Raw genomic sequence first — 22,606 nt, forward strand, 5'->3', positions numbered from 1 at the left:
TCGCCGGCGCCTCAGCCGCACGACTTGCCGCTGCCGCGCTGACGCAGCTCGTTCTGGTCGATACCGTTCGTAAAGTCTCCCCCATTGCCGATCGTGCGCACGACCACTTCTTGAGCGTCCGCCAGGGCACCCAGCGGCGGCACGGTGGGATCGTCGGACCAGGCCGACCAGAATCCCGGGATGCCTGCGAGCGACGATCGGAAGGAGTACTGGAACTCCCACGACACGGAGCCGGGACTCTCGAGCACCGCCGAGACGGGGCTGCCTGCCACGCAGGACACCACCGTCGCGTTCGCGTTCACAGGGCTCACCGAGGTGGTGGGGGCCGCCGCCTCGCTGCATCGAGTGGTGCCGTCGCTCGTGATGCACGACGTGAAGGTCCACGGGCCCGGCCCGGAGAGCGGCGACCCTGCCGAAACCGCGCCGCCACCCGAGACCTGGACGGTGTACTCGGACTCTGCGGTGTTGGGCAAGGTGGTCGGCGTCGCGGTGTCGACGGCCACTCCGTAGCGACCGTCGACCGGCTGCTGGTGTGTCAGGGTGACCGTCGGTGGCGCCGGAGGAATCAGCACACGGACACTGCCGGTCTGCGCCGACGCGCAGCCCCAGCCGTTGTCCGCGTAGACCACGTACACGAAGCGCGAGCCGACATCGCCGCCGGCTGACGGGATGACGACGCCGGGCGAGACGACGGGCGTACCGGATGCCTGACTGCAGCCGGGCACGGACGCCGCCGCCCCGTAGCGCACCACGGAGTACGTCACGCCCGATGCGCCGTTCGCGCCGAACGGCGACCAGTCCACGCGAACGGACCCGGCATTGTCGACGATCGTCGCGGTGACCGCGGTCGCGGCTGGCCGACCGGCAGCGGTGACCGCACCCGAACTCGACCTGTTCCACGGGATCTGACCGGGGTACAGCGCGTCGGCACCGTTCTCTGCCCAGACCTCGGCCGTGTATTCGGTGCCGGGAACGCCCTTGAATCGCAGCGACGTGGCCGAACGGTCGAGCGTGATCGTCGATCCACCGATCTGCACCTGCACGCGCTGCACCGCGCTTCCCGGTGTCGGGTCGGCGATCGGCTTCCACGACACCACGACGTATCCCTCGTTCGACTGCGTCTGATCGGCAGCCTCGCGGGCGATCGAGACCTGCTGCGGAGGCGCGGGAATGTAGTCGCTGCGCATCGGCGCGCTGCGGCCGCTGGGTGCGGATTGACCGTACTGGTTCACCGCGATCGAGTAGAACGTGTAGTTCTTTCCCGCCTGCAGATCGGTGAGCAGACAGGTCGCCGATGCACCGCAGTCTTTCGAGTACCCGCCGTTGTCATCGCTGCGGATGATGAACGAGGTGATGGCGGCTCCGTTGGGATACGGAAGCGGCGCGGCAGACACGCTGAGCTGACCGTTGACGAACCCGGCACCGGAGAGCACGGGCGCAGCGGGCTGATCCGGCACGTCGACGATCGTGATCGTCACCGTTCCCCAGGTGGCGCGCGTCGGATCCTTGGTCGCGTCGGCGACCTGGTACTGCATCGAGACCTGACCCGTCGCCTTGAGATCGAGCTGGGGCGACACCGTGACGGAGAGGGTGCTCTTGTCGGCGCTCGGGGTCACCTGCACGCCGGCCGGGACAGCTCCCTGCACGGCGACCACGCTCAGAGGCTTGTCGGGGAACGGGTTGGTGGCCGCGTCGTTCTCGAGAACAGGGATGGTGGCGGTCTCGCCTCGACGGATCGTGAGGCTGTCGGCTCCTGGACTCACGAGAGGTCGTGTCGACGTGACGACAGAGACCCTGACGATACCGGCCTTTCCTTCCGTCTTCGCATCGCGCACACCCACCGTGAACTCCGACGCGCTGCCGACCTTGGCATCGGCGGCCGCCGCGACCGTGAGCTGGGTGCCCGAGAGCGAGGTCGTGAATCCTGAGCCCGGTTGAGACGTGAGCACGTACACGAGCTGATCCACATCGGCCGGATACGGGTACTTGGTGAGGTCGCGCAGTTCGATCACCCGGGCGTCGCCCGGCTGCAGCCCGAGTTGGGCGCCAGAGAAGACGGGAGGCTGGTTGTCGCGGGGCGTGACCGTGATCGCGAGCACGATCACCGCCTTGCGGCCGTTCGGATCATCCGCGCTGGATCCGTCGGTGACCTCGAACGACAGCGACGCCGGGCCCCAGTATCCGTCGCGACTCGTGAACGTCAGGGTGCGGGAATCGACCACCAGATTCGAGCCGTCGGCATTGCTCGCCTTCACGGTCGCCTCGTCGGTCAGACGCACCTGCCTGCCGCCGGCGGCGACCACGTAGTCATTGATGTCGATAGACAGGGCATCGCCGCTCAAAACCTGCAGAGGCTTGGCGGTCGTGCGCAACTCGGGCAATGCGTCCTCGAGGCCGGGCAACCAGATGAACGCGGTGGCGCTCACAGCGGGATCGTCGGATCTCGAGACCACGAACGGAATGATCTGACTCTTCTGCTGCACCGTCACGCGCACCCGGTCGTTCGGCAGCACCGAGGCCGTCGTGTCGTACCCCGGCACGAGCGACAGCGTGAGCGAATCGAGATCGCCCTCGGCATAGAAGACCTTGCGCATCACGTCGACCGTGACCTCGTCGCGTCCTTGGATGTCGCTGAGGTTGAGCACGGTGTCGTCGGCCTCCGGCCGCACCGGAGGCGCGTCGGCATCGACGCGGACGCGAAGCCAGGCGGATGCCTGCTGCCCGCCGTCGTTCTGAATCGTGTAGAGCACCGCGTAGTCACCCTCGGCGTCTGGTGCGTGGAACGTGATGCGGTCGGCCGATTTGGGCACATCGACGACGGCGACGGCGGATTCCGCTCCCTCGATGTGGAGCGGGCTCGCGTTCGGATCGGAGTCGTTCTCGAGCACCCGCACGGTGAGAGCGGTGCCCGGAGTGGTGACGACGACGTCGTCGACCGCGACAGGGAGGCTGGCCGTATCGAAGCTCGGACTGATGCCCACCCGCACGACGCCGGTCGCGCGCGCTCCGAGACTGTCGACCACCTCGTAGGAGAAGGCATCCGTGCCCTGCGAGGCGGCACCCGCCGTGTAGGTCAGCACCTCGCCCGCGACGGTCACGTTTCCCTGAGTCGGATTCGACGCGGCGCCGACCAGTCTCACGGAGTCGCCGTCGGCATCCATGTCGCCCAGCGGCACCGGGATCGTGACGGTGTCGCCCGCGAGCACTCGAGCCGACAGGGTGGGCGGCACCGGCGCCGTGTTGGTCGCGGCGTCGGCCTCCCTCACCGCGATCGTCACCGGGGCCGTGTCGAATTGCACGTCGGCCGTCGTGCCCAGCCGATAGATGGCCGTGTAGTCCCCCGGCTCATCCGGCGCCAGGTAACGCAGGCGGTTGCCGGAGACGAACAGCAGCCCGCCGCCCGCCGGCACGTTCTGCACGAGCTGCGGGTCGAGCACGAGGGGCTTGCGATTCGGATGCTCGTCGTTGGCCACCACGGGGATGTCGACGACCTCTCCCACGCGCACGGAGACGCTGTCGGCCACCGCGACGGGCGCCTGCAGCCGCTTCGGCTCGGGAACCTGGTAGACGGTGACGACACCGTCGGCACTCGAGAATCCGTTCGTGGCCGTGTACGTGAACGTGACGGGGGCAGCGAGAGGATTGTTGAGCCGGACCCGCAGGATGCGGTGCTCGATGACCTCGACGACGACGCCGGACCCGGTGGGGACACCGCTCACGCCCGCAATGCTCAGCACTCCCCCGGCGGGGTCGATGTCGGACGCGAGCACGTCGACCATGTCTGTCTGCTGCTGGTAGAGAAACGCCACCGTCGGAACGGTGATCGGCTTGGTCGATGCGTCGGGCGCCGCGTCGATGTCGACCCGGATGATGCCCGTGGCCGTCTGCTGCGCCGCGTCGGTCACCGAGTACGACAGGTAGTGCACTCCCGCCTTCTGCGCCTGGAAGCGGAAGGTGCCCTTGGAGTAATTGGGCGTGATCTTCGTCTCCGGGTAGTCGGCGACGTTGCTGAGGCGGATGACGCCCGTGCCCCCTCGCACATGCGGGAGGGGTGAGATCTGCAGCTCCTGGCCCGTGTAGCCCTGCACGAGGAATCCGTCGGTGAGGATCGGAACGGAACCCGGGTCGGACACGGCTACCCGCACCTGGCCCGTTCCCGACAGCGTGAAGTCGGAGACCTGCAGCCCGATGTCCTTCTCGGCTGCTGCTGTGCCGCCGTCACGGAAGTCGAGCTCGCCGGCGGGCGAGAACGACACACGGTCGGGCTCGGCCGTCTGCGCGTCCTCCAGGTACATCGGGTCGCCGTCGGGGTCGTACCAGTCGCCGAGCACATTCGCCGTGAAGGAGCCCCCGGCGGCTACGGTCGCCTTCGTCGTCCTCGCTTGGACGGGAGCCGAGTTCTCGCCCGGGGCGCGCACTGTCACCGAGACCGTGCTCGTTGCCGTGCCGCCCCGGCCGTCGGAGATGGTGTAGTCGAACGAGAATGTTCCGGATGCCTGCGGCGTCAGCGTGACCTGCAGTTGCTGCGCGGTGCTGACGAGGTCGACCTTCGCGATCGCAGGATCGATCTCGGAGGTCGCCGTGATCGAGAGGACGTCGCCGTTCGGGTCGTAGTCGTTGAGCAGCACGGGAAGGATGCTGGAGACGCCCGGGCGAGCGCCGAAGTCGTCGGGGGTGGCGACGGGCGGCTGCTGGTCTTTGACGAGCTCGGGCGGGGTGTCGTCGTCGACCTCGTCGTCTTGTTGGGGATCGTCGTCATCGTCGATCAGCTGATCCCAGTTGTCGATGAGCCGGTTCTCGTGCTGCACCGCCCACACGCGTCCTGCACCGCGCTCGTTGAGGACGACGTAGCGTCCGTTGCTCCGGAATGCCAGGTCGTCCTCGGCCGAGACGCCGGCCAGCCGGCCGCGCACGGCATCCGCCGAGCCGCAGCGCTGCCAGGTGGTTCCGTCTGCCCAGGCCGCGTACGCGCATCCGTCGTCGACGAGCGGCTGTGTCGGTCGCCCGTCGGCACCGTCGACCAGTTGCTCGACGTCGCCCGTCGACGTGTCGATGCTCAGCAGGCCACCCGTGTAGGCGAGCAGCAGGGGCCCGTCCGTCGTGGTCGGCGCCGCGAGCCGGAGCTCCGCCGACGAGGCGATGCGGTCGGACAGATCGATCCGCGATCCGCCCACCAGCACGGCGCGACTCGTCACGTCGAGAACGGATGCGACGCCGCCCGTGCGTGTGATCTGCAGCTCGTCGGACTCCTCGACATCGAGGCCCGACACAGGCTCGGAACGCGGCTCGGCGCCGGACGAGAGATCCGCTGTCACGAGCCGCTGAGACTGGCGGTCGAATCCCACCAGCGTTCCGGTGTCGTCGACGGCTACGACGCTGCCCGCATCGAGACTCAGCAACGGCTGGGCCGAGTCGTCGAAGGCCTCGAGATTGGCCTGGCGCACGACCCACACCTCGCCCGTGGCGCCCGAATGGATGACGATCTGGCCCTCGACGAGCATCACGTCGGGGTCACCCGCCGGAAGCGGGGTGGTGGAGGTCACCTGCGACGAAGCGGGATCGATCACCTGGAGTGTGTTGCTCGTGTGATTGTGGGCGAGCACGGTGTCTCCCCGCTGCAGCACGTCGATGTCGCTGCCCTCGCTCGTCACCACCGTGTTGAGTTCGAAGACATCGGTGTTCGCCCGCCCCACGACCTGGCGCGCACCGTTCGTCACCCAGACCGACGCGTCGTCGAGCTCGAGTTTCTGCTCGGTGTAACCCGTCGACACGAGTGCGATCACGAGAACCACGGCCGTGACGACGAGCACGCTCACCGTGGTGATCGCCTGGGAAGCGTGGGCGCGGAGCCAGCGGAAGATCATCAGCCGGCCCCGGCCGATGCGCACTTCTCGGCCGATGGATCGCCGAGTCGGCCGTCTCTCGAGACGCGCACCGTGATGCACTCGGGAACGAGAGGGTCGGCCTGAACGGTGAATTCGGTCGTGGACTGGGTCGATGTCGAACCGTCTGCCGAACGGATCACATAGAGGTCACCGTCTGCGACCCCGGGGTCGCGCCACGAGAACACGATGGTGTCTGCGCCGGAGCTGGCGCGGATGTCGCTGACGGCAGGAATCGAGGTGTTGAGTGCACCCAGCACGAGCACGACCGCAGCGACGACCGCAGCGACCAGCACCAAGGCGCTGCCGACGACCGCGGCGATCACTCCGGGCCTGCGCAGCGGCTTCGCCCTGGCCGTCGTGGCCTGCCTGATGACGGTGACGCTCGAGTCGGTCGAGTCATGAGCCGACTCGCCCCGTCGACCACGATGACGCGTGCGAGCACCGCCCGCACCGCGTACCGAGACGCCGCCCTGCGCCGCCCTCGTGAGCGGTGTGGCGGACGCTCTCTGAGCTGCAGATGGGAACGCTTCGTTCGAGATATCGGCCGAGGTCTGCGGGAGCGAGAGGGTCGACTCGATGAGCTGGAGCCCGCGGACGACTTCGAGAACGCTCGCGGGGCGCGCGGCAGGGCTCTTCGACATGCATGACGCGAGGAGCGTCTCGAGCTCGGCCGGAACATCCGGTCGACCCGTGGGCGGCACGCGGTCGCGGCCGACGATGCGGCGTTGCAGGTCATCGCGCGTGTTGCTCTTACCCGGATACTCGAAAGGGCTGCGACCCGCGAGCATCGAGTAGAGGGTCGCCGCCAACGACCACACCTCGCTGCGCACCGTTCCGCGCGTCTCGGACTGCAGCACCTCCGGTGCAGACCAGGGAACGCTCATGCCCTCGGCCTCATCGCGATCGGCCTCGGCCACGGTCGCCGCGATTCCGAAGTCGGCGAGCACCGGGTGGTTGTACTGCGTGATGAGGATGTTCGACGGCTTGATGTCGCGATGCAGAAAGCCGAGCCGGTGGGCGCTCTCGAGCGCGCTGCCGATCTTGACGCCCGCGGTGAGCACCTCAGCCAAAGGGATGCGCTCGGTCTTGTACCTCGTGCCGAACGACGAGGGGCAGTACTCCATCACGAGGTACGGGCGTCCGTCCGGTGCGATGCTCGCGGCGTGCACCGTCACGACGGACGGATGCGTCGCCAGCTGCGACATCAGATTCGCCTCGGAGAGGAACATCGCACGCACGCTGTTGCTGGCCACGCCGGGCAGCAGGACCTTGACGGCGACGTCGGCCCGGGGCAGCGCCTGCTCGTAGAGGAAGACGTCCGCGAATCCACCCTTGCCCAATGCACGCAGGTGCGTGTAGCCCGCGAGAACCGGCGGCTGTGACGGCAGCCTGCGAGCCATGGGCGTTCCTCTTTCGAGACGGGTACGTGGGGCGGGGCGAGAACCTCTTGACTGTCCCCCGAAAGCCGTCCCTCCACTGTACATATGCCATCCCCGGCATCGTGCACCTGGAGCCTCCAGTGGGGTGCCCCCAATCAGGGTCACACGATCAGTCGTACCGGGGAAGAGTGGTGTCGGCGTCGGCCACGTCGTCGCTCCGCAGCACCTCGACGACGAGCGTGGTCACGTTGTCTCGCCCCCCGGCCGCGAGCGCCGCCTCGAGAAGCAGACCGGCCGCATCGTCGGCGTCGGTGGCCTCGGCCAGCAGAAGGCGGATGAGGTCGACGTCGACCTCTTTCGTCAGGCCATCGGAGCAGATCAGGAGCCTGGCACCCTCCGATACAGGGATGAACCAGAGATCGGGAACGGGGTTCTTGCCGAATCCCACCGCCCTCGTGATGATGTTCCGGTTCGGGTGCGACTCGGCCTCGAGCGCCGTGATCCGGCCCGAGTCGACCATCGCCTGCACGGCGGAATGGTCGACGGTCACCTGCGTCAGCACACCGTCGACCAGCGAGTACACGCGCGAGTCGCCGATGTTGAACACCGCCCAGTACGGTCTCCGGCCCTGGATGGTCAGAGCGATTCCGGTGACGGTCGTCCCGGATCCGGCTCGATCATGGCTGCCGGCGATCTCTCCGATGTCGTCGCTCGCCTGGCGGAGAGCCCGGGCGATGTCGTCGGTCGACGCGAAGTCGCCTGACATGTATTCCGCGAGCCGCATGACGACGGCTGCGCTCGCCTCGTCGCCCGCGGCGTGTCCTCCCATGCCGTCGGCGACAGCGAAGACCGGTGCAGCCGCGAGGTAACTGTCCTGGTTGCCCGAGCGTTTGAGCCCCGTGTTCGTCTGTGCCGCCCACGAGAGAGCCAACTGCCCACCGTCATCGGGCAGCGCCACCGTGACTGCCCCCACGGTCGAGGCGGCGACGTTCACCACGACGCCCCCTCGGCGGGCAGAGCGCCCGATCGCTCGACGATCTGGAGCACGACGTCGTCACCCAGGTCGAGCAGGGTTCCGGCCGCGACGACCCGACTCGCACCGGGACTGAGCAACGACGGAGCCGCTCCGGGCGCACGCACACGCGTTCCATTCGTCGAGCCGAGATCGCGAACCACGACCGCGCGGCCCTCCTGCAGGATCTCGACGTGAGTCGAACTGACCTCACGGCGAGGCGACGGCACAGCCACGAGTTCGGGCACGAGGCCGGATGTGATGCGCGGGCTCTTCGGCGATCGCCCGACATAGACGGCGCGGTCGAGCGCGACCGTGCGACCGTCGGGAAAGGCCACGGCCATACCGTGTGAGGCGCCGGCGGCAGCCGTCGGATCTATGCGCGTTCGCCGACCGCTCGTGGAGGGAGCCCCTGCGTTGACGTGGGCGCTGGCGGGGATGCTCGGGATCGCCGGAAGCGAGGGCGGCAGGAGCGGGGCGGCGGCCGTGTCTGCTGTGGGGCGTGGCGAGGAGGCGCCTGTCGACGATTCGGGGCGCGAACGGCCCGGGCCGATGACGGTATCGGCGGAGGCATCCGGATCATCGGTCGGGTCCGTCATCGCGGGCGGCTGTCCCAGGATGGTCTGATCGTCGGTGATGGCGTGCCTGCCTTCGGCAGCGGCGAGGGCGGGCTGGCCGATGATCGTGTCGTCGACATCGTTGCCTGTTCGTGTCAGCGATTCGGGAACCGTGTCTTCGACAGCCACGATTGCGCTCCGACGAATGATGGTGTCGTCGTCGATGCCGCCCCCGTCCTCCAACTCGAGCCTCGCGACGTCGCCGATGACATCTCCGACATGCGCGGAGGCAGGCGCACTGGCGTCGCGGACCCAGACCAGCACGGACACGTCGGCTCCGACCAGCAGTTGCACGGCACCGTCGGCCGAGCGTCGAAGCTGGCACGCTTTCGGATCGATGACATCGGGGTGAATGTGAAGAGTCACCGGCTCAGGCCATTCGACGCGCATCAACCCAGCACCCACCTGAACTCCCGCCCTGCCGTCGACGGTCGTCGTCGCCTGTCGCGGCCCAGTTTATTACGCCGGAGCTCGCCTCCGTTCCTGCCCGACGGCTTAGGCTCGAGCCTGTGGCAGAGGCTGTGATGAAGACGCTCCCGTCGAAGACGGTCGCCCGGCTGACACCCGATCCGTTCGTCGCCGGGGCGCTGACCTTGCACCTCGATTCAGCGCCGCAATCGCACATCTCCCTGCGCGATCCACGCGATCTCTTCTACGACTACGTGCGACGCATGGGAACCGCCATCGATCTCGCCGCTCCGGCCGGCGAGCCGATCGATGTCCTGCACCTCGGTGCGGGGGCGCTCACCCTCGCCCGCTATGTCGCCGAGACGCGACCGGGATCCCTCCAGCTCGCCGTGGAGAGCGAGAAGGGGCTCGTTCCGTTCGTGCTGGCTGCGGCTCCCCTGCCACGATCTTCGACGATCGATCTCATCGAGGGCGACGCTCTCGACTCGCTCGGCGCGCTCGCCGCTGCGGATTCGGCCTGGAGAGAGCGGGCGGACGTCGTGATCTGCGACGTGTACGCGGGGGTCGAGACCCCCACGCACCTCGTGACGCCGGCGTTTTTCGAGGCCGTCGCCAGAGTTCTGGCTCCGGCTGGGGTTGTTCTGGTGAACGTGGCGGACGACGCCGATCTCTCGCGGAGCGAAGCTCAGCTCGCGGCCCTCAGAGCGGTCTTTCCCGTCATCGCGGTGATCGGCCCGTCCGCTGTGCTCGCCGGCCGCGAGGGGGGAAACATCGTCTTTCTCGCCGGAGCGGACCCGGCCATCCTCGATCGGATGCCGGCCCTCGCGGCGGCCGGGCCGCATCCGGTCGCCTGGCACGTCGCCATGAACGAGTGAGGCGGGGCACGTACGCTCGTGCCTCGTCGCCTCGCTCTGACGATCTCGACGGATTCGTGAGAGCTCATCGCGCAAAGCGCGGTACGGTCACCTCATGAGAAGTACCGCCGTCGAACGCCGTTCCGATGCCGCGAGAGTCGCTCTCTCCCACTTCGCCAGAGGCGGCTACGACGGCACCGCGGTGAGCGCCATCGCGTCAGAACTCGGAGTGTCTCAGCCGTATCTCTTCAAGCTGTTCACCAGCAAGTCGGCTCTCTTCCTGGAGTGCGTCAACCTCTGCTACGACATGATCGAGCGGAATGCGATCTCCGCGCTCGAGGCCGCATCGGAGCACGGCCGCGTGCCGTCCCTCGACGATATCGGGGACGCCTATCGACAGAGCATCGCCGATACGGATCTGCTGATGTTCCAGCTTCAGGCCTGGGCAGCATCGGGGGCTCATCCCGAGATCAAGGCGGTGGTGGCCGCGCGCTTCGTGCGATCTCTCGAGCTGGGCCGGGAGATGACCGGCTCCAGCGCCGACGAGATGAACGAACTGTTCGCCCGGGGGGCTCGGCTCGTCGTCACGTCGGCGCTGGGAATCGGCCTTCTCACCTGAACTCAGCCGGTTATCCCGTGACCGTCAGTGTGTTGCTCACGGACACGAGCGCCACCGTGGCGGCCATGATGAACCCTCCGATGTACGGATTGTTCGTCGCCCGGTAGATCTTGCGCGACACCACGGCGGCCACCGCGAGGATGACGATGACGGGGAAGAGCCAGATGCTGTTGATACCGGGGAATCCGGGCACCAGTTCACCGGTGACGAAGAACGTCGTGTACTGCACCACCACGAGCACCAGCGGAGCGAGCGCATTGAACAACGCGAGGATCGCCGTGTTCACCCATTCCTTGCCACGGATCGCGAAGCGGCTGAAGACATTGATCGCGATGGAATTCGAGACGAAGTACACCAGGAAGAACGGCAGGTAGAGGAACGACCACCAGATCTTGTCCGGCGTGAACCACTTGACCGCCAGCACCCAGATGCGGAAGTCGGTCTTGAAGAAGTAGTCGACGATCGCGACGATCGCGAATGCGGCGACGACGACGACCGCGCCGAGACCGATGCCCTGGAAGAACTTCTTCCAGCCTGGCAGCAGCCCGGTGGCACGCAGATCGACACCGGTACGCCGTCCGTAGGCGAAATACGAGATCGCCGCGATCAGCAGGGTCACCACGCCGTTGATCGCCGCCCAGAGAGCGATGAAGAACACGGCGCCCTGCGGGAACGCCGACGGCACGGAGTTGAAGGAGAGAGCTCCGATGGTGGCGTTCTGCGCGAGAAGGATGTAGCTCACGCCCGACACGATCGCAGAGACGATCAAGCCGCCCCAGAACCAGGCGAGGCCGGCACGGTTTCGGCCTTCGAGCGGTGCCTGCTCCGTGCGACGAAGCCCGGCGAAGGCGCGCGTGCTCAAGAGGGCCTTGGCGAAGGCGACCAGGAAGATTCCGAAACCGACCAGGCCCAGCGCGTTGAACGCCTCCTTCCACTGCCAGACCTGCGAGTCGGCGGAAACAGGGTTCGGGCTTCCGAGGGTCTTCTCGAAATACGCCACCGTGTCGGCGACGGTCTGCTTCGAGAAGGGCCCCCACGGGTGGGTCTGGGCCGGCGTATACAAGACGCGCGACGCATCCGTGCCGTCGATCGTGTCGCTGTAGAACTCGCCTGCAACCCGCTTCTCGGTGAGGCTGCTCGGGTCTTGGCCGAAGTTGAGGAACGACTGGGCATTGGGCGTCGTGACGAAGTCGCGGGGCTTCGTGATGGCGACGCCGTTCGCGTCGTAGCTGCGGAAGAAGAACTCGTCGTACTGGTCGGCCACGAGTCCGACGTCACGCGAGCCGTAGAGGTTGTAGTACGAGCCGTCCTCCTGCGCGTAGAACGCCTCGTTGTCGACCAGCAGCACGGACGAGATGAGCTGGGTGTCGGCCGAGTTGTCGGCGATCACGCTGTAGTTGGCGGCGCGGGCTCCATTGGAGTGCCCCTCGACACCGATGCTGTCGACATCGACGTAGGGCAGCTGGGCCACGAGCTTCACGGCGTCGTACATGCCCGTGCCGTTGACGGGGATGTCCTTCTGATCGAGCGGGCCTGAGTTGCCGTGGCCGTAGAGGTCGACGGAGACGACGACGAATCCGCGGCGCGCGAGCTCGACGTACACGGCGTCCTGCATCTCGCGGTTGTTCCACCAGCCGTGCGACACCACGACGGCCGGGGCCTTGCTGTCGGCTGTCGCCGTGTCGGGCTTGAACAGGAGGGCGCTGAGCGTCTCGCCGGACGAGGTCTCCCACTCCATGTCCTTGGTGGTCACGTGGCCGCCGTCGTTCTGAACGAAGAAGGCGCCGATCGCTGAGACGAGGCAGAGTGCCAGGGCGAGCACCAGCATGAAGGCATTGGTGCGCAGGAATGTGCGTTTCATATTTCCCCTTTGAAGTATGCGGTAGTGACCGCTCGCTAACTTTACTCACCGCCCCGGCCGCTGACGCCCCGTCTGACGTGCACATCTGTGCACATCCGTGCACCGGGCTACCACAACGACAAAGAGCCCCTCACCGCGAACGGTGAGGGGCTCTGTGTCGTGCGGAACCTGCTTAGTTGTAGGTTCCCGGGGTGTAGTCGTCGCTCGAGAAGCTGTCGAAGTCGACGAACGACAGGTCGGCCTCTGAGAACGACGCGTCATCGGTGAAGATGCGGTTCGGGTAACGCTCCGCCTTCGCCTCATCGGTCGCCTCGACGGCGACGTCGCGGTAACGCGGCAGTCCCGTTCCGGCGGGGATGAGCTTACCGATGATGACGTTCTCCTTCAGACCCATCAGCGGGTCGGACTTGCCCTCCATGGCGGCCTGCGTGAGAACACGCGTGGTCTCCTGGAACGACGCGGCCGACAGCCACGACTCGGTCGCGAGGGACGCCTTGGTGATACCCATGACCTCCTGACGAGCGGATGCCGTCTTCTTGCCCTGGGTGAGCGCCTCGCGGTTGAGCGTGTTGTAACGCGCCCGGTCGACGAGCTCGCCCGGCAGCAGATCGGTGTCACCGTGCTCGACGACAGTCACCTTGCGGAGCATCTGACGAACGATGACCTCGATGTGCTTGTCGTGGATGGGAACACCCTGCGAGCGGTAGACGCCCTGCACGCCGCCCACGAGGTGCTTCTGCACCTCGCGGACACCCTTGACGCGCAGAACCTCCTTCGGGTCGACGGCACCGATGATGATCTGCTGTCCGAGCTCGACGTGCTGACCGTCTTCGATGAGAAGCGTCGAACGCTTCAGCACCGGGTAGGCGATCGGCTCGTCGCCGTTGTCGGGCGTCAGGATGACCTTGCGGCTGCGATCGGTGTCTTCGATGTGCACGCGGCCTGCGGCTTCGGCGATCGGGGACGCACCCTTGGGGGTACGAGCCTCGAACAGCTCCTGCACACGGGGCAGACCCTGCGTGATGTCATCTGCGGATGCCGAACCGCCGGTGTGGAAGGTACGCATCGTCAGCTGGGTTCCGGGCTCACCGATCGACTGGGCCGCGATGATACCGACGGCCTCGCCGATGTCGACGAGCAGACCCGTGGCGAGCGAGCGGCCGTAGCAGGCAGCACACACACCGACAGCCGACTCACACGTGAGAACGGAGCGCACCTTGATGATGTTGACTCCGGCCGCAACCAGCTTGTCGATCAGAACGTCTCCGACGTCGTCTCCGGCCTCGGCCACGACAGTGCCCTTGGCGTCGACTGCATCGGCCGCGAGCGACCGGGCGAACACCGAGTTCTCGACGTTCGGGTCCTTGGTCCACTTGCCGTCTGCACCCTCGATCGCGATCGGGAGATCGAGCCCCTTGGAGGTACCACAGTCGTCTTCACGGATGATGACGTCCTGCGACACATCGACGAGACGACGCGTGAGGTATCCCGAGTCGGCCGTACGGAGGGCCGTGTCGGCCAGACCCTTACGGGCACCGTGCGTCGCGATGAAGTACTCGGCGACCGAGAGTCCTTCGCGGTAGCTCGAGATGATCGGGCGAGGGATGATCTCACCCTTCGGGTTGTTCACCAGGCCTCGCATACCGGCGATGTTGCGCACCTGCAGCCAGTTACCACGAGCACCGGAGGTCACCATGCGGTTGATGGTGTTGTCCTTCGGGAAGTTGTCGCGCATGGCCTGCGCGACCTCTTCGGTTGCCTTGGTCCAGATCTGGATGAGCTCCTGGCGACGCTCGAGGTCGGTCGTGAGACCCTTCTCGAACTGGCCCTGCACCTTGGCGGCCTGCTTCTCGTAACCCTGCACGATCTCGCGCTTGTTCGGCGGAGTCAGGATGTCGGAGAGCGCCACGGTCACACCGGAACGGCTGGCCCAGTAGAAACCGGCGTCCTTGATGCGGTCGAGCGATGCAGCGACCTCGACCTTGGGGTAGCGCTCGGCGAGGTCGTTGACGATCTCCGAGAGCTGACCCTTGTCGGCCACAGCCTGGATGTAGGGGTAGTCGACCGGAAGCGCCTCGTTGAAGAGGGCGCGACCCAGCGTGGTCTCGACGATGACGGGACCGTCGACGTAGTCGGCCGGACCCTCGTTCTCGCCGAAGTGCACGTCGTGCAGACGAATCTTGACGGGTGCGTTCAGGTCGAGCGACTTCTGGTCGTGCGCCAGGATCGCCTCGGCGACGGAGGAGAACGCACGGCCTTCGCCGATCGCACCCTCTTTCACCGTGGTGAGGTGGTGCAGACCGATGATCATGTCCTGGGTGGGCAGGGTCACCGGGCGACCGTCGGACGGCTTCAGGATGTTGTTCGATGCGAGCATCAGGATGCGCGCCTCGGCCTGGGCCTCGACACTCAGCGGCAGGTGAACGGCCATCTGGTCACCGTCGAAGTCGGCGTTGAACGCCGCGCAGACGAGGGGGTGAAGCTGAATCGCCTTGCCCTCGACGAGCTGAGGCTCGAAAGCCTGGATGCCCAGTCGGTGAAGCGTAGGTGCACGGTTCAGCAGCACAGGACGCTCGCGGATGATCTCCTCGAGCACGTCCCAGACCTGCGGACGGCTGCGCTCGACCATGCGCTTCGCGGCCTTGATGTTCTGAGCGTGGCTCAGATCGATCAGGCGCTTGATCACGAACGGCTTGAACAGCTCGAGTGCCATCTGCTTGGGCAGACCACACTGGTGCAGCTTGAGCTGCGGACCGACGATGATGACCGAACGACCGGAGTAGTCGACACGCTTTCCGAGCAGGTTCTGGCGGAACCGACCCTGCTTTCCCTTGAGCATGTCGCTCAGGGACTTGAGGGCGCGGTTGCCGGTACCGGTGACGGGGCGTCCACGACGACCGTTGTCGAACAGAGCGTCGACGGCCTCCTGCAGCATGCGCTTCTCGTTGTTCACGATGATCTCGGGAGCACCGAGGTCGAGCAGGCGGCGGAGACGGTTGTTGCGGTTGATCACGCGACGGTAGAGGTCGTTCAGGTCGCTTGTTGCGAAGCGGCCACCGTCGAGCTGCACCATCGGGCGCAGCTCCGGCGGGATCACGGGAACGACGTCGAGCACCATGGCTGCCGGCGAGTTGCCGGTCGCGAGGAAGGAGGACACCACGCGCAGGCGCTTGATGGCACGGATCTTCTTCTGGCCCTTGCCTTCGGCGATCTGAAGGTGAAGGTTCTCACCCTCGGTCACCAGGTCGAAGGCCTCGAGGCGCTTCTTGATGGCCTCGGCACCCATGTAGGCGCTGAAGTACTGGCCGTAGCGGTCCTGGAGCTCGTGGAAGACGGCGTCCTCGGGCTTGAGCTCGCCGACCTTGAGGCTGCGGAAGTCCTCCCACACGCGCTCGAGCTGACCGATCTGCTCGTCGTACGCCTTGCGGGTCTGTCCCATCTCCTTCTCGGCGGAGTCCTTCGTACGACGCTTCTGGTCGCTCTTCGCGCCTTCGGCCTCGAGGGCTGCCAGGTCGGTCTCGAGCCGCTGGAGGCGGTTCGCGATCGTGGAGTCGCGCTGGTCGGACAGGGTCTTGATCTCGAGGCGGAGCTCGTTCTCGAGGCCGGGCATGTCTTCGTGGCGAGCATCTTCGTCGACCGAGATGATCATGTAGGCGGCGAAGTAGATGACCTTCTCGAGGTCTTTCGGCGCCATGTCGAGCAGGTAGCCCAAGCGCGACGGAACGCCCTTGAAGTACCAGATGTGGGTGACGGGAGCGGCGAGCTCGATGTGGCCCATGCGCTCACGACGAACCGAGGACTTGGTGACCTCGACGCCGCAGCGCTCGCAGACGATTCCCTTGAATCGCACCCGCTTGTACTTACCGCAGGAACACTCCCAGTCACGGCTCGGCCCGAAGATCTGCTCTCCGAAGAGGCCGTCCTTCTCGGGCTTCAGCGTGCGGTAGTTGATCGTCTCCGGCTTCTTTACCTCACCGTGTGACCACTTGCGGATATCGTCTGCCGTGGCAAGACCGATACGCAGTTCGTCAAATGTTGTAACGTCCAGCAATGTTTTCTCTTCTCCTGAAGGTTGCGTCAGCTAAGTAACTAAGCCGGATCAGATGTCGTCGATGGACGACGACTCGAACCGGGTGGAGATGTTGATGCCGAGCTCTTCAGCTGCACGGAAGACCTCGTCATCCGTGTCGCGCAGGCTCACTGCTGTTCCGTCGGCCGAGAGAACCTCGACGTTCAGACACAGCGACTGCATCTCCTTGATGAGCACCTTGAAGCTCTCGGGAATACCGGGCTCCTGGATGTTCTCGCCCTTGACGATCGCCTCGTAGACCTTGACGCGGCCGAGGATGTCGTCGGACTTGATGGTCAGGAGTTCCTGGAGCGCGTACGCGGCTCCATAGGCCTCGAGGGCCCAGACCTCCATCTCACCGAAACGCTGTCCACCGAACTGTGCCTTACCACCCAGCGGCTGCTGCGTGATCATGGAGTACGGACCCGTCGAACGCGCGTGGATCTTGTCGTCGACGAGGTGGTGCAGCTTCAGGATGTACATGTAACCGACCGAGATGGGCTCGGGGTACGGCTCACCGGAGCGGCCGTCGAACAGACGGGCCTTTCCGGAAGAACCGATGAGGCGGTCGCCGTCGCGGGTCGGAGTCGTCGAGTCGAGCAGACCGGCGATCTCCTCCTCGAACGCACCGTCGAACACGGGGGTCGCGACCTTCGTGTTCGGAGCGGCCTTGCGGGCCTGCTCGGGCAGCTCGGCAGCCCACTTGGGCTTGCCTTCGACCTCCCAGCCCTGCTTGGCGATCCAGCCGAGGTGCGTCTCGAGAACCTGGCCGAAGTTCATTCGACCGGGGATTCCCAGCGGGTTCAGCACGATGTCGACGGGGGTTCCGTCGGCGAGGAACGGCATGTCTTCGACCGGGAGGATCTTGGAGATGACGCCCTTGTTGCCGTGACGGCCGGCGAGCTTGTCGCCCTCGGTGATCTTGCGCTTCTGGGCGATGTAGACGACAACACGCTGGTTGACGCCCGAGCCCAGCTCGTCGTCGTTCTCGGCAGAGAACTCCTTGACGGCGATGATCGTGCCCTGCTCACCGTGGGGAACCTTCAGCGACGTGTCGCGAACCTCGCGGCTCTTCTCGTTGAAGATGGCGCGCAGCAGGCGCTCCTCGGCGCTGAGCTCGGTCTCGCCCTTGGGCGTGACCTTGCCGACGAGGATGTCGCCGGGGCGGACCTCGGCACCGATGCGGATGATGCCGCGCTCGTCGAGGTCTGCGAGCAGCTCGGGCGAGACGTTGGGGAGGTCACGGGTGATCTCCTCTTTACCCAGCTTCGTGTCGCGCGCGTCGACCTCGTACTCCTCGATGTGGATCGAGGAGAGCACGTCGTCTTTCACCAGGTTCTGGCTCAGGATCATCGCGTCTTCGAAGTTGTAGCCTTCCCACGGCATGAATGCCACGAGCAGGTTCTTTCCGAGCGCGAGCTCGCCGTTCTCGGTGGCGGGACCATCGGCCAGGACCTGGCCGACCTCGACCCGCTCACCTTCGGCGACGATCACACGGTGGTTGTAGCTGGTGCCCTGGTTCGAGCGGTCGAACTTGCGCAGGTAGTAGTCCTGCGTTCCGCCCTCGTCGAGCTGGATGGTGACGACGTCTGCCGAGACCTCGGAGACGACACCGGCCTTGAGCGTGGTGACCACGTCTCCGGCGTCGATGGCCGCGTAGCCCTCCATACCGGTACCCACGAGCGGGCTCTCGCTGCGCAGCAGCGGAACAGCCTGGCGCTGCATGTTGGCACCCATGAGGGCGCGGTTCGCATCGTCGTGCTCGAGGAAGGGGATGAGGCTGGTCGCGACCGACACCATCTGGCGCGGCGAGACGTCCATGTAGCCGATGTCCTCGGCCGGGAACAGGTCGACCTCTCCGCCCTTGCGGCGGGCGAGAACGCGCGTCTCGGCGAAGCGGGCCTCGCCGGTGAGCGGGGCGTTGGCCTGGGCGACGATGTACTCGTCTTCTTCGCTGGCGGTGAGGTAGTCGATGGTCGCCGTGACCACGCCGTCGACAACGCGACGGTACGGGGTCTCGATGAAACCGAACGAGTTGATGCGCGCGAACGATGCGAGCGATCCGATCAGACCGATGTTCGGGCCTTCAGGGGTCTCGATGGGGCACATGCGGCCGTAGTGCGACGGGTGAACGTCTCGCACCTCGACGCCGGCGCGCTCACGGCTCAGACCACCCGGGCCCAGCGCGGAAAGTCGACGCTTGTGCGTCAGACCCGCGAGGGGGTTGTTCTGGTCCATGAACTGCGACAGCTGGCTGGTTCCGAAGAACTCCTTGATCGCGGCGACGACGGGGCGCACGTTGATCAGGGTCTGCGGGGTGATGGCCTCGATGTCCTGAGTGGTCATACGCTCGCGGACGACGCGCTCCATACGAGACAGACCCGTGCGGACCTGGTTCTGGATGAGCTCGCCGACGGCGCGGATACGACGGTTTCCGAAGTGGTCGATGTCATCGACGTCGAGACGGATGTCGACCTTCTTGCCCTCGCGGGTGCCGGGGATCGTGGTCTGGTTGTCGTGAAGAGCGACCAGGTACTTGATCGTGGCGATGATGTCCTCGACCGTGAGCACGGAGTTGCTCAGTGCGCTCTCGATGCCGAGCTTGCGGTTGATCTTGTACCGACCGACCTTCGCGAGGTCGTAGCGCTTCGAGTTGAAGTAGAAGTTGTCGAGGAGCGCACGCGCAGCCTCGGCAGCGACCTGCTCGCCCGGACGCAGCTTGCGGTAGATGTCCTTGAGCGCCTCTTCTTTCGTGAGGATCGTGTCCTTTTCGAGGGTGGCCTCGATAGACGCGTATCCCTTGAACTCGGAGAGGATCTCTTCACTCGTGAGACCGAGGGCCTTCAGGAAGACGGTGACGCTCTGCTTGCGCTTGCGGTCGATGCGAACGCCGACCTGGTCGCGCTTGTCGATCTCGAACTCGAGCCATGCACCACGGCTCGGGATGATGCGCGAGGAGTAGATGTCCTTATCGGACGTCTTCTCCTGGGCGCGCTCGAAGTAGACACCGGGGCTGCGCACGAGCTGCGAGACGACGACGCGCTCGGTGCCGTTGATGATGAACGTGCCGCGCTCGGTCATGAGTGGGAAGTCGCCCATGAAGACGGTCTGCGTCTTGATCTCACCGGTCTGGTGGTTCATGAACTCGGCCTCGACGTAGAGCGGAGCCGCGTAGGTCTTGCCACGCTCCTTGCACTCGTCGATCGTGTACTTCTCAGGCTCGAGGAACGGAGCGGTGAAGCTCAGCTGCATCGTTTCGCCGAGGTCCTCGATCGGAGAGATCTCTTCGAAGATCTCCTCGAGTCCCGAGTTGTTGGCGAGGTCCTGACGACCGGCCTTCTTCGCCTCGGCGACGCGCTCTTTCCAGATGTCGTTGCCGACGAGCCAGTCGAAGCTCTCGGTCTGCAGAGCGAGCAGATCCGGGACCGTCAGAGTGTCTGTGATCTTCGCGAACGAGAGACGCGATGCGTTTCTCCCGGTCTTGGGTGAGTTGGTGGTTGCGTTGCGCGCAGCAGCCAAGGAAATAACCTCCGTGGACCCCGTCGGGTCTCAGTACTGTCGGTTGACTAATAAGGATGTTTCGTTTGCGATCGCACCCGGCTTCGACCTACATTTGTCAAGAAGTTCGGGGATGTAAGACCATGGCTGCCGACCGCGATATGAGGGCATGGTTTTACTGGGAGCGCAAAGGTCAACTATATGCGCATCCGACGCGCCTGTCCACCGCTTTTCTTGATTAGTTTCTGAATCTCCGGTATAACCGCCATCGCCGCGGTCCCCGAGCCCGTCGAGGGGATACTGGAACCATGAGCAGATCCACGCGAGGCGCCGATCGGGCCGAGCCCGAGCATCCATCGGCGACGCTCTCGAAGAGCGGCTTCCACGCCCGGATCGAGTCGGATCGCTACTCCCCCGGCAGCTTCCTGCTCGTGGTCGACGGCACTCCGCAGTCGCACGTCGACATCGACGACCCGACACACCTGAACTTCGAATACGTACGCCGCATCGGTCACGGCATCGACCTGCTGAGGCCCGCGGGCGACGCGATCACGGCGGTGCACCTGGGCGGCGGCGGTCTCACTCTCCCCCGCTACGTCGCCGCGACCCGAGCGGGTTCGCGCCAGCAGGTCGTGGAGTACGAGAGCGAACTCGTCGAGCTCGTTCGCCGGGAGCTGCCCCTTCCTCGTGACGCGCAGATCCGCATCCGGCACGGCGACGCCCGCGAGCAGCTCGCGGCCTTCCCACCCGGGTTGGTGGGCAACGTCGATCTGCTGGTCGTGGATGTCTTCTCGGGCGCCCGAACGCCGGCCCACGTCACGAGCGCCGAGTTCTACACGCTGGGTCGTACACTCCTCGCAGACGACGGCATGATCGCTGTGAATGTCGCCGACGGCGCCGGCCTCGCGTTCGCCCGGGGGCAGGCGGCGACGCTGTCGAGTGTCTTCGAGCACGTGTCGATCGTCCTCGACTCGCAGATGCTGAAGGCGAAGCGTTTCGGCAACGTGGTCATGTTCGGCTCGACCTCCCCTCTGCCGTTCGAGCGCATGCCACGGCTCGTCGCCGGCGACCCCGTCGCATCCAAGGTCGTCACCGGAGCCGAGCTGCGCAACTTCATCGCCGGCGCAGCGATCGTCACCGATCAGACGGCCGTCAAGTCGCCTCCCCCGGGGCGCAGCATCTTCCAGATCAAGCCCTGACCGGGCAGCAGACAGGAGCATCACCATGAGCGTCCGCCGCACCGCCACCGCACTGGCCGCCGCCGCGGTCTCGATGCTCGTGCTCAGCGGATGCGATTCGCCGAGACCCGAACGCACGGTCTCGACCGCGACGCCGCCGGTCGTCGCGACCGCCTCGCCCTCCCCCACTCCGACAGAGAGCGCGAACCCGCTCGCCGGGCCGTACTCGCCCACCGGCGACCTCACGGCCCTGGCCAACGACCTCGACGCCCCCTGGTCGATCGCGCCCGTCGGTGCCGACGGCATCCTGATCTCTGAGCGGGACTCGGCTCAGATCGTTCTGATCGACACCGCCGGGCAGAAGCGCGTCATCGGTGGCGTGGGCGGAGTTACGGCGACGGGCGAGGGAGGCCTCCTCGGCATCGCGGTGCAGAGCGCGGGTACCGAGCGCCGACTCTTCGCCTATTTCACCACCGCCGACGACAACCGGGTCGTGTCGTTTCCGCTCACCGGAACCGGCGCTTCCCTCGCTCTCGGCGCGGCCGCGGAGGTGATCACGGGTCTGCCCAAGGCGTCCAACCACAACGGTGGACGCATCGCCTTCGGTCCCGATGGCCTGCTCTACATCACCACGGGCGACGCCAACCAGCGCGATCGCGCGCAAGACGTGGCGTATCTCGGCGGCAAGATCCTGCGCCTGGATGCCTCGGGCTCGGTTCCCGCCGACAATCCGTTCGCCGGTTCCCCGGTCTACAGCCTCGGCCATCGCAACCCGCAGGGCATCGCCTGGCGTGCCGACGGCACCATGTTCGCCGCGGAATTCGGGCAGGACACGTGGGACGAACTCAACGTCATCGACCCCGGCGCCAACTACGGCTGGCCTGATGTGGAGGGGACCGACTCCTCCGACACCCGCTTCGTCGCCCCGATCGCACAGTGGGCGACCGACGATGCCAGCCCCAGCGGCATCGCGGTGATCGGCGACACGGTCTTCATGGCGGGTCTCGGTGGCGAGAGGCTGTGGACGATCGATCCTGCATCGGGAGCGCAGACGAGGGAGTTCTTCTCCGGTCAACTCGGACGGATTCGCGACGTCTACTCAGCCGGCGATGGAAGTCTGTTGCTGATAACCAACAACACCGACGGCCGCGGAGAACCCCGCCCCGGGGACGACACGCTGTACCGAGTCACGCTGGCGCCGACCTCCGGATAGGGTTGTTCGCAGC

The 22,606-nt window shown here is 66.1% G+C and carries 11 protein-coding genes; 4 read left to right on the plus strand and 7 right to left on the minus strand.

Annotation, left to right across the window (positions count from 1 at the left end; all coding sequences use genetic code 11):
• Positions 1 to 11 precede the first annotated feature (11 nt).
• From ASE64_RS07155 to ASE64_RS07170, 4 genes are all read right to left on the minus strand, one after another.
• The gene (locus ASE64_RS07155; RefSeq protein WP_055778133.1) at positions 12 to 5,888 is read right to left on the minus strand and encodes an Ig-like domain-containing protein; all 5,877 of its coding nucleotides are present in this window, start codon (positions 5,886 to 5,888) and stop codon (positions 12 to 14) included.
• Complete coding sequence (locus ASE64_RS07160; RefSeq protein WP_055778136.1) at positions 5,864 to 7,285, minus strand: serine/threonine-protein kinase; 1,422 nt, start codon at positions 7,283 to 7,285, stop codon at positions 5,864 to 5,866. The genes ASE64_RS07155 and ASE64_RS07160 overlap by 25 nt, the downstream gene beginning before the upstream one ends.
• 148 nt (positions 7,286 to 7,433) lie before the next feature.
• Entirely contained in the window at positions 7,434 to 8,261 is an 828-nt protein-coding gene (locus tag ASE64_RS07165) for a PP2C family protein-serine/threonine phosphatase (RefSeq protein WP_235480528.1), read from the minus strand.
• Entirely contained in the window at positions 8,255 to 9,259 is a 1,005-nt protein-coding gene (locus ASE64_RS07170) for an FHA domain-containing protein (RefSeq protein WP_162234550.1), read from the minus strand. Before ASE64_RS07170 ends, ASE64_RS07165 begins: the two co-directional genes overlap by 7 nt.
• A gap of 143 nt (positions 9,260 to 9,402) precedes the next feature.
• Between ASE64_RS07170 and ASE64_RS07175 the strand changes: the two genes are divergently transcribed.
• A complete protein-coding gene (locus tag ASE64_RS07175) occupies positions 9,403 to 10,176 on the plus strand; it encodes a spermidine synthase (RefSeq protein ID WP_055778142.1) in 774 nt (257 codons plus the stop codon).
• A 94-nt stretch (positions 10,177 to 10,270) separates the two neighbouring features.
• A complete protein-coding gene (locus ASE64_RS07180) occupies positions 10,271 to 10,774 on the plus strand; it encodes a TetR/AcrR family transcriptional regulator (protein WP_055778145.1) in 504 nt (167 codons plus the stop codon).
• Between the two features lie 10 nt (positions 10,775 to 10,784).
• On the opposite strand, the gene ASE64_RS07185 is transcribed toward ASE64_RS07180, so the two are convergent.
• From ASE64_RS07185 to rpoB, 3 genes are all read right to left on the minus strand, one after another.
• Positions 10,785 to 12,635 carry a dienelactone hydrolase family protein gene (locus tag ASE64_RS07185; RefSeq protein ID WP_156351691.1) on the minus strand — a complete coding sequence of 617 codons (1,851 nt, stop codon included), beginning with the start codon at positions 12,633 to 12,635 and terminating at the stop codon, positions 10,785 to 10,787.
• A gap of 172 nt (positions 12,636 to 12,807) precedes the next feature.
• The gene (locus tag ASE64_RS07190) at positions 12,808 to 16,686 is read right to left on the minus strand and encodes a DNA-directed RNA polymerase subunit beta' (RefSeq protein ID WP_055778148.1); all 3,879 of its coding nucleotides are present in this window, start codon (positions 16,684 to 16,686) and stop codon (positions 12,808 to 12,810) included.
• Between the two features lie 48 nt (positions 16,687 to 16,734).
• Positions 16,735 to 20,223: a DNA-directed RNA polymerase subunit beta gene (gene rpoB / locus ASE64_RS07195; RefSeq protein ID WP_055778151.1), complete on the minus strand. Its 3,489-nt coding sequence runs from the start codon at positions 20,221 to 20,223 to the stop codon at positions 16,735 to 16,737.
• Between the two features lie 287 nt (positions 20,224 to 20,510).
• Here rpoB and ASE64_RS07200 point away from each other — a divergent pair, with 287 nt between their 5' ends.
• Positions 20,511 to 21,401, plus strand: a complete 891-nt coding sequence (locus tag ASE64_RS07200; protein ID WP_055778154.1) for a spermidine synthase — start codon at positions 20,511 to 20,513, stop codon at positions 21,399 to 21,401.
• A 25-nt stretch (positions 21,402 to 21,426) separates the two neighbouring features.
• The gene (locus ASE64_RS07205) at positions 21,427 to 22,593 is read left to right on the plus strand and encodes a PQQ-dependent sugar dehydrogenase (protein ID WP_055778157.1); all 1,167 of its coding nucleotides are present in this window, start codon (positions 21,427 to 21,429) and stop codon (positions 22,591 to 22,593) included.
• The last annotated feature ends 13 nt before the right edge of the window (positions 22,594 to 22,606 follow it).

The sequence above is a fragment of the Agreia sp. Leaf210 genome, from assembly GCF_001421485.1.
In the GTDB taxonomy this organism is placed as follows: Bacteria; Actinomycetota; Actinomycetes; order Actinomycetales; family Microbacteriaceae; genus Agreia.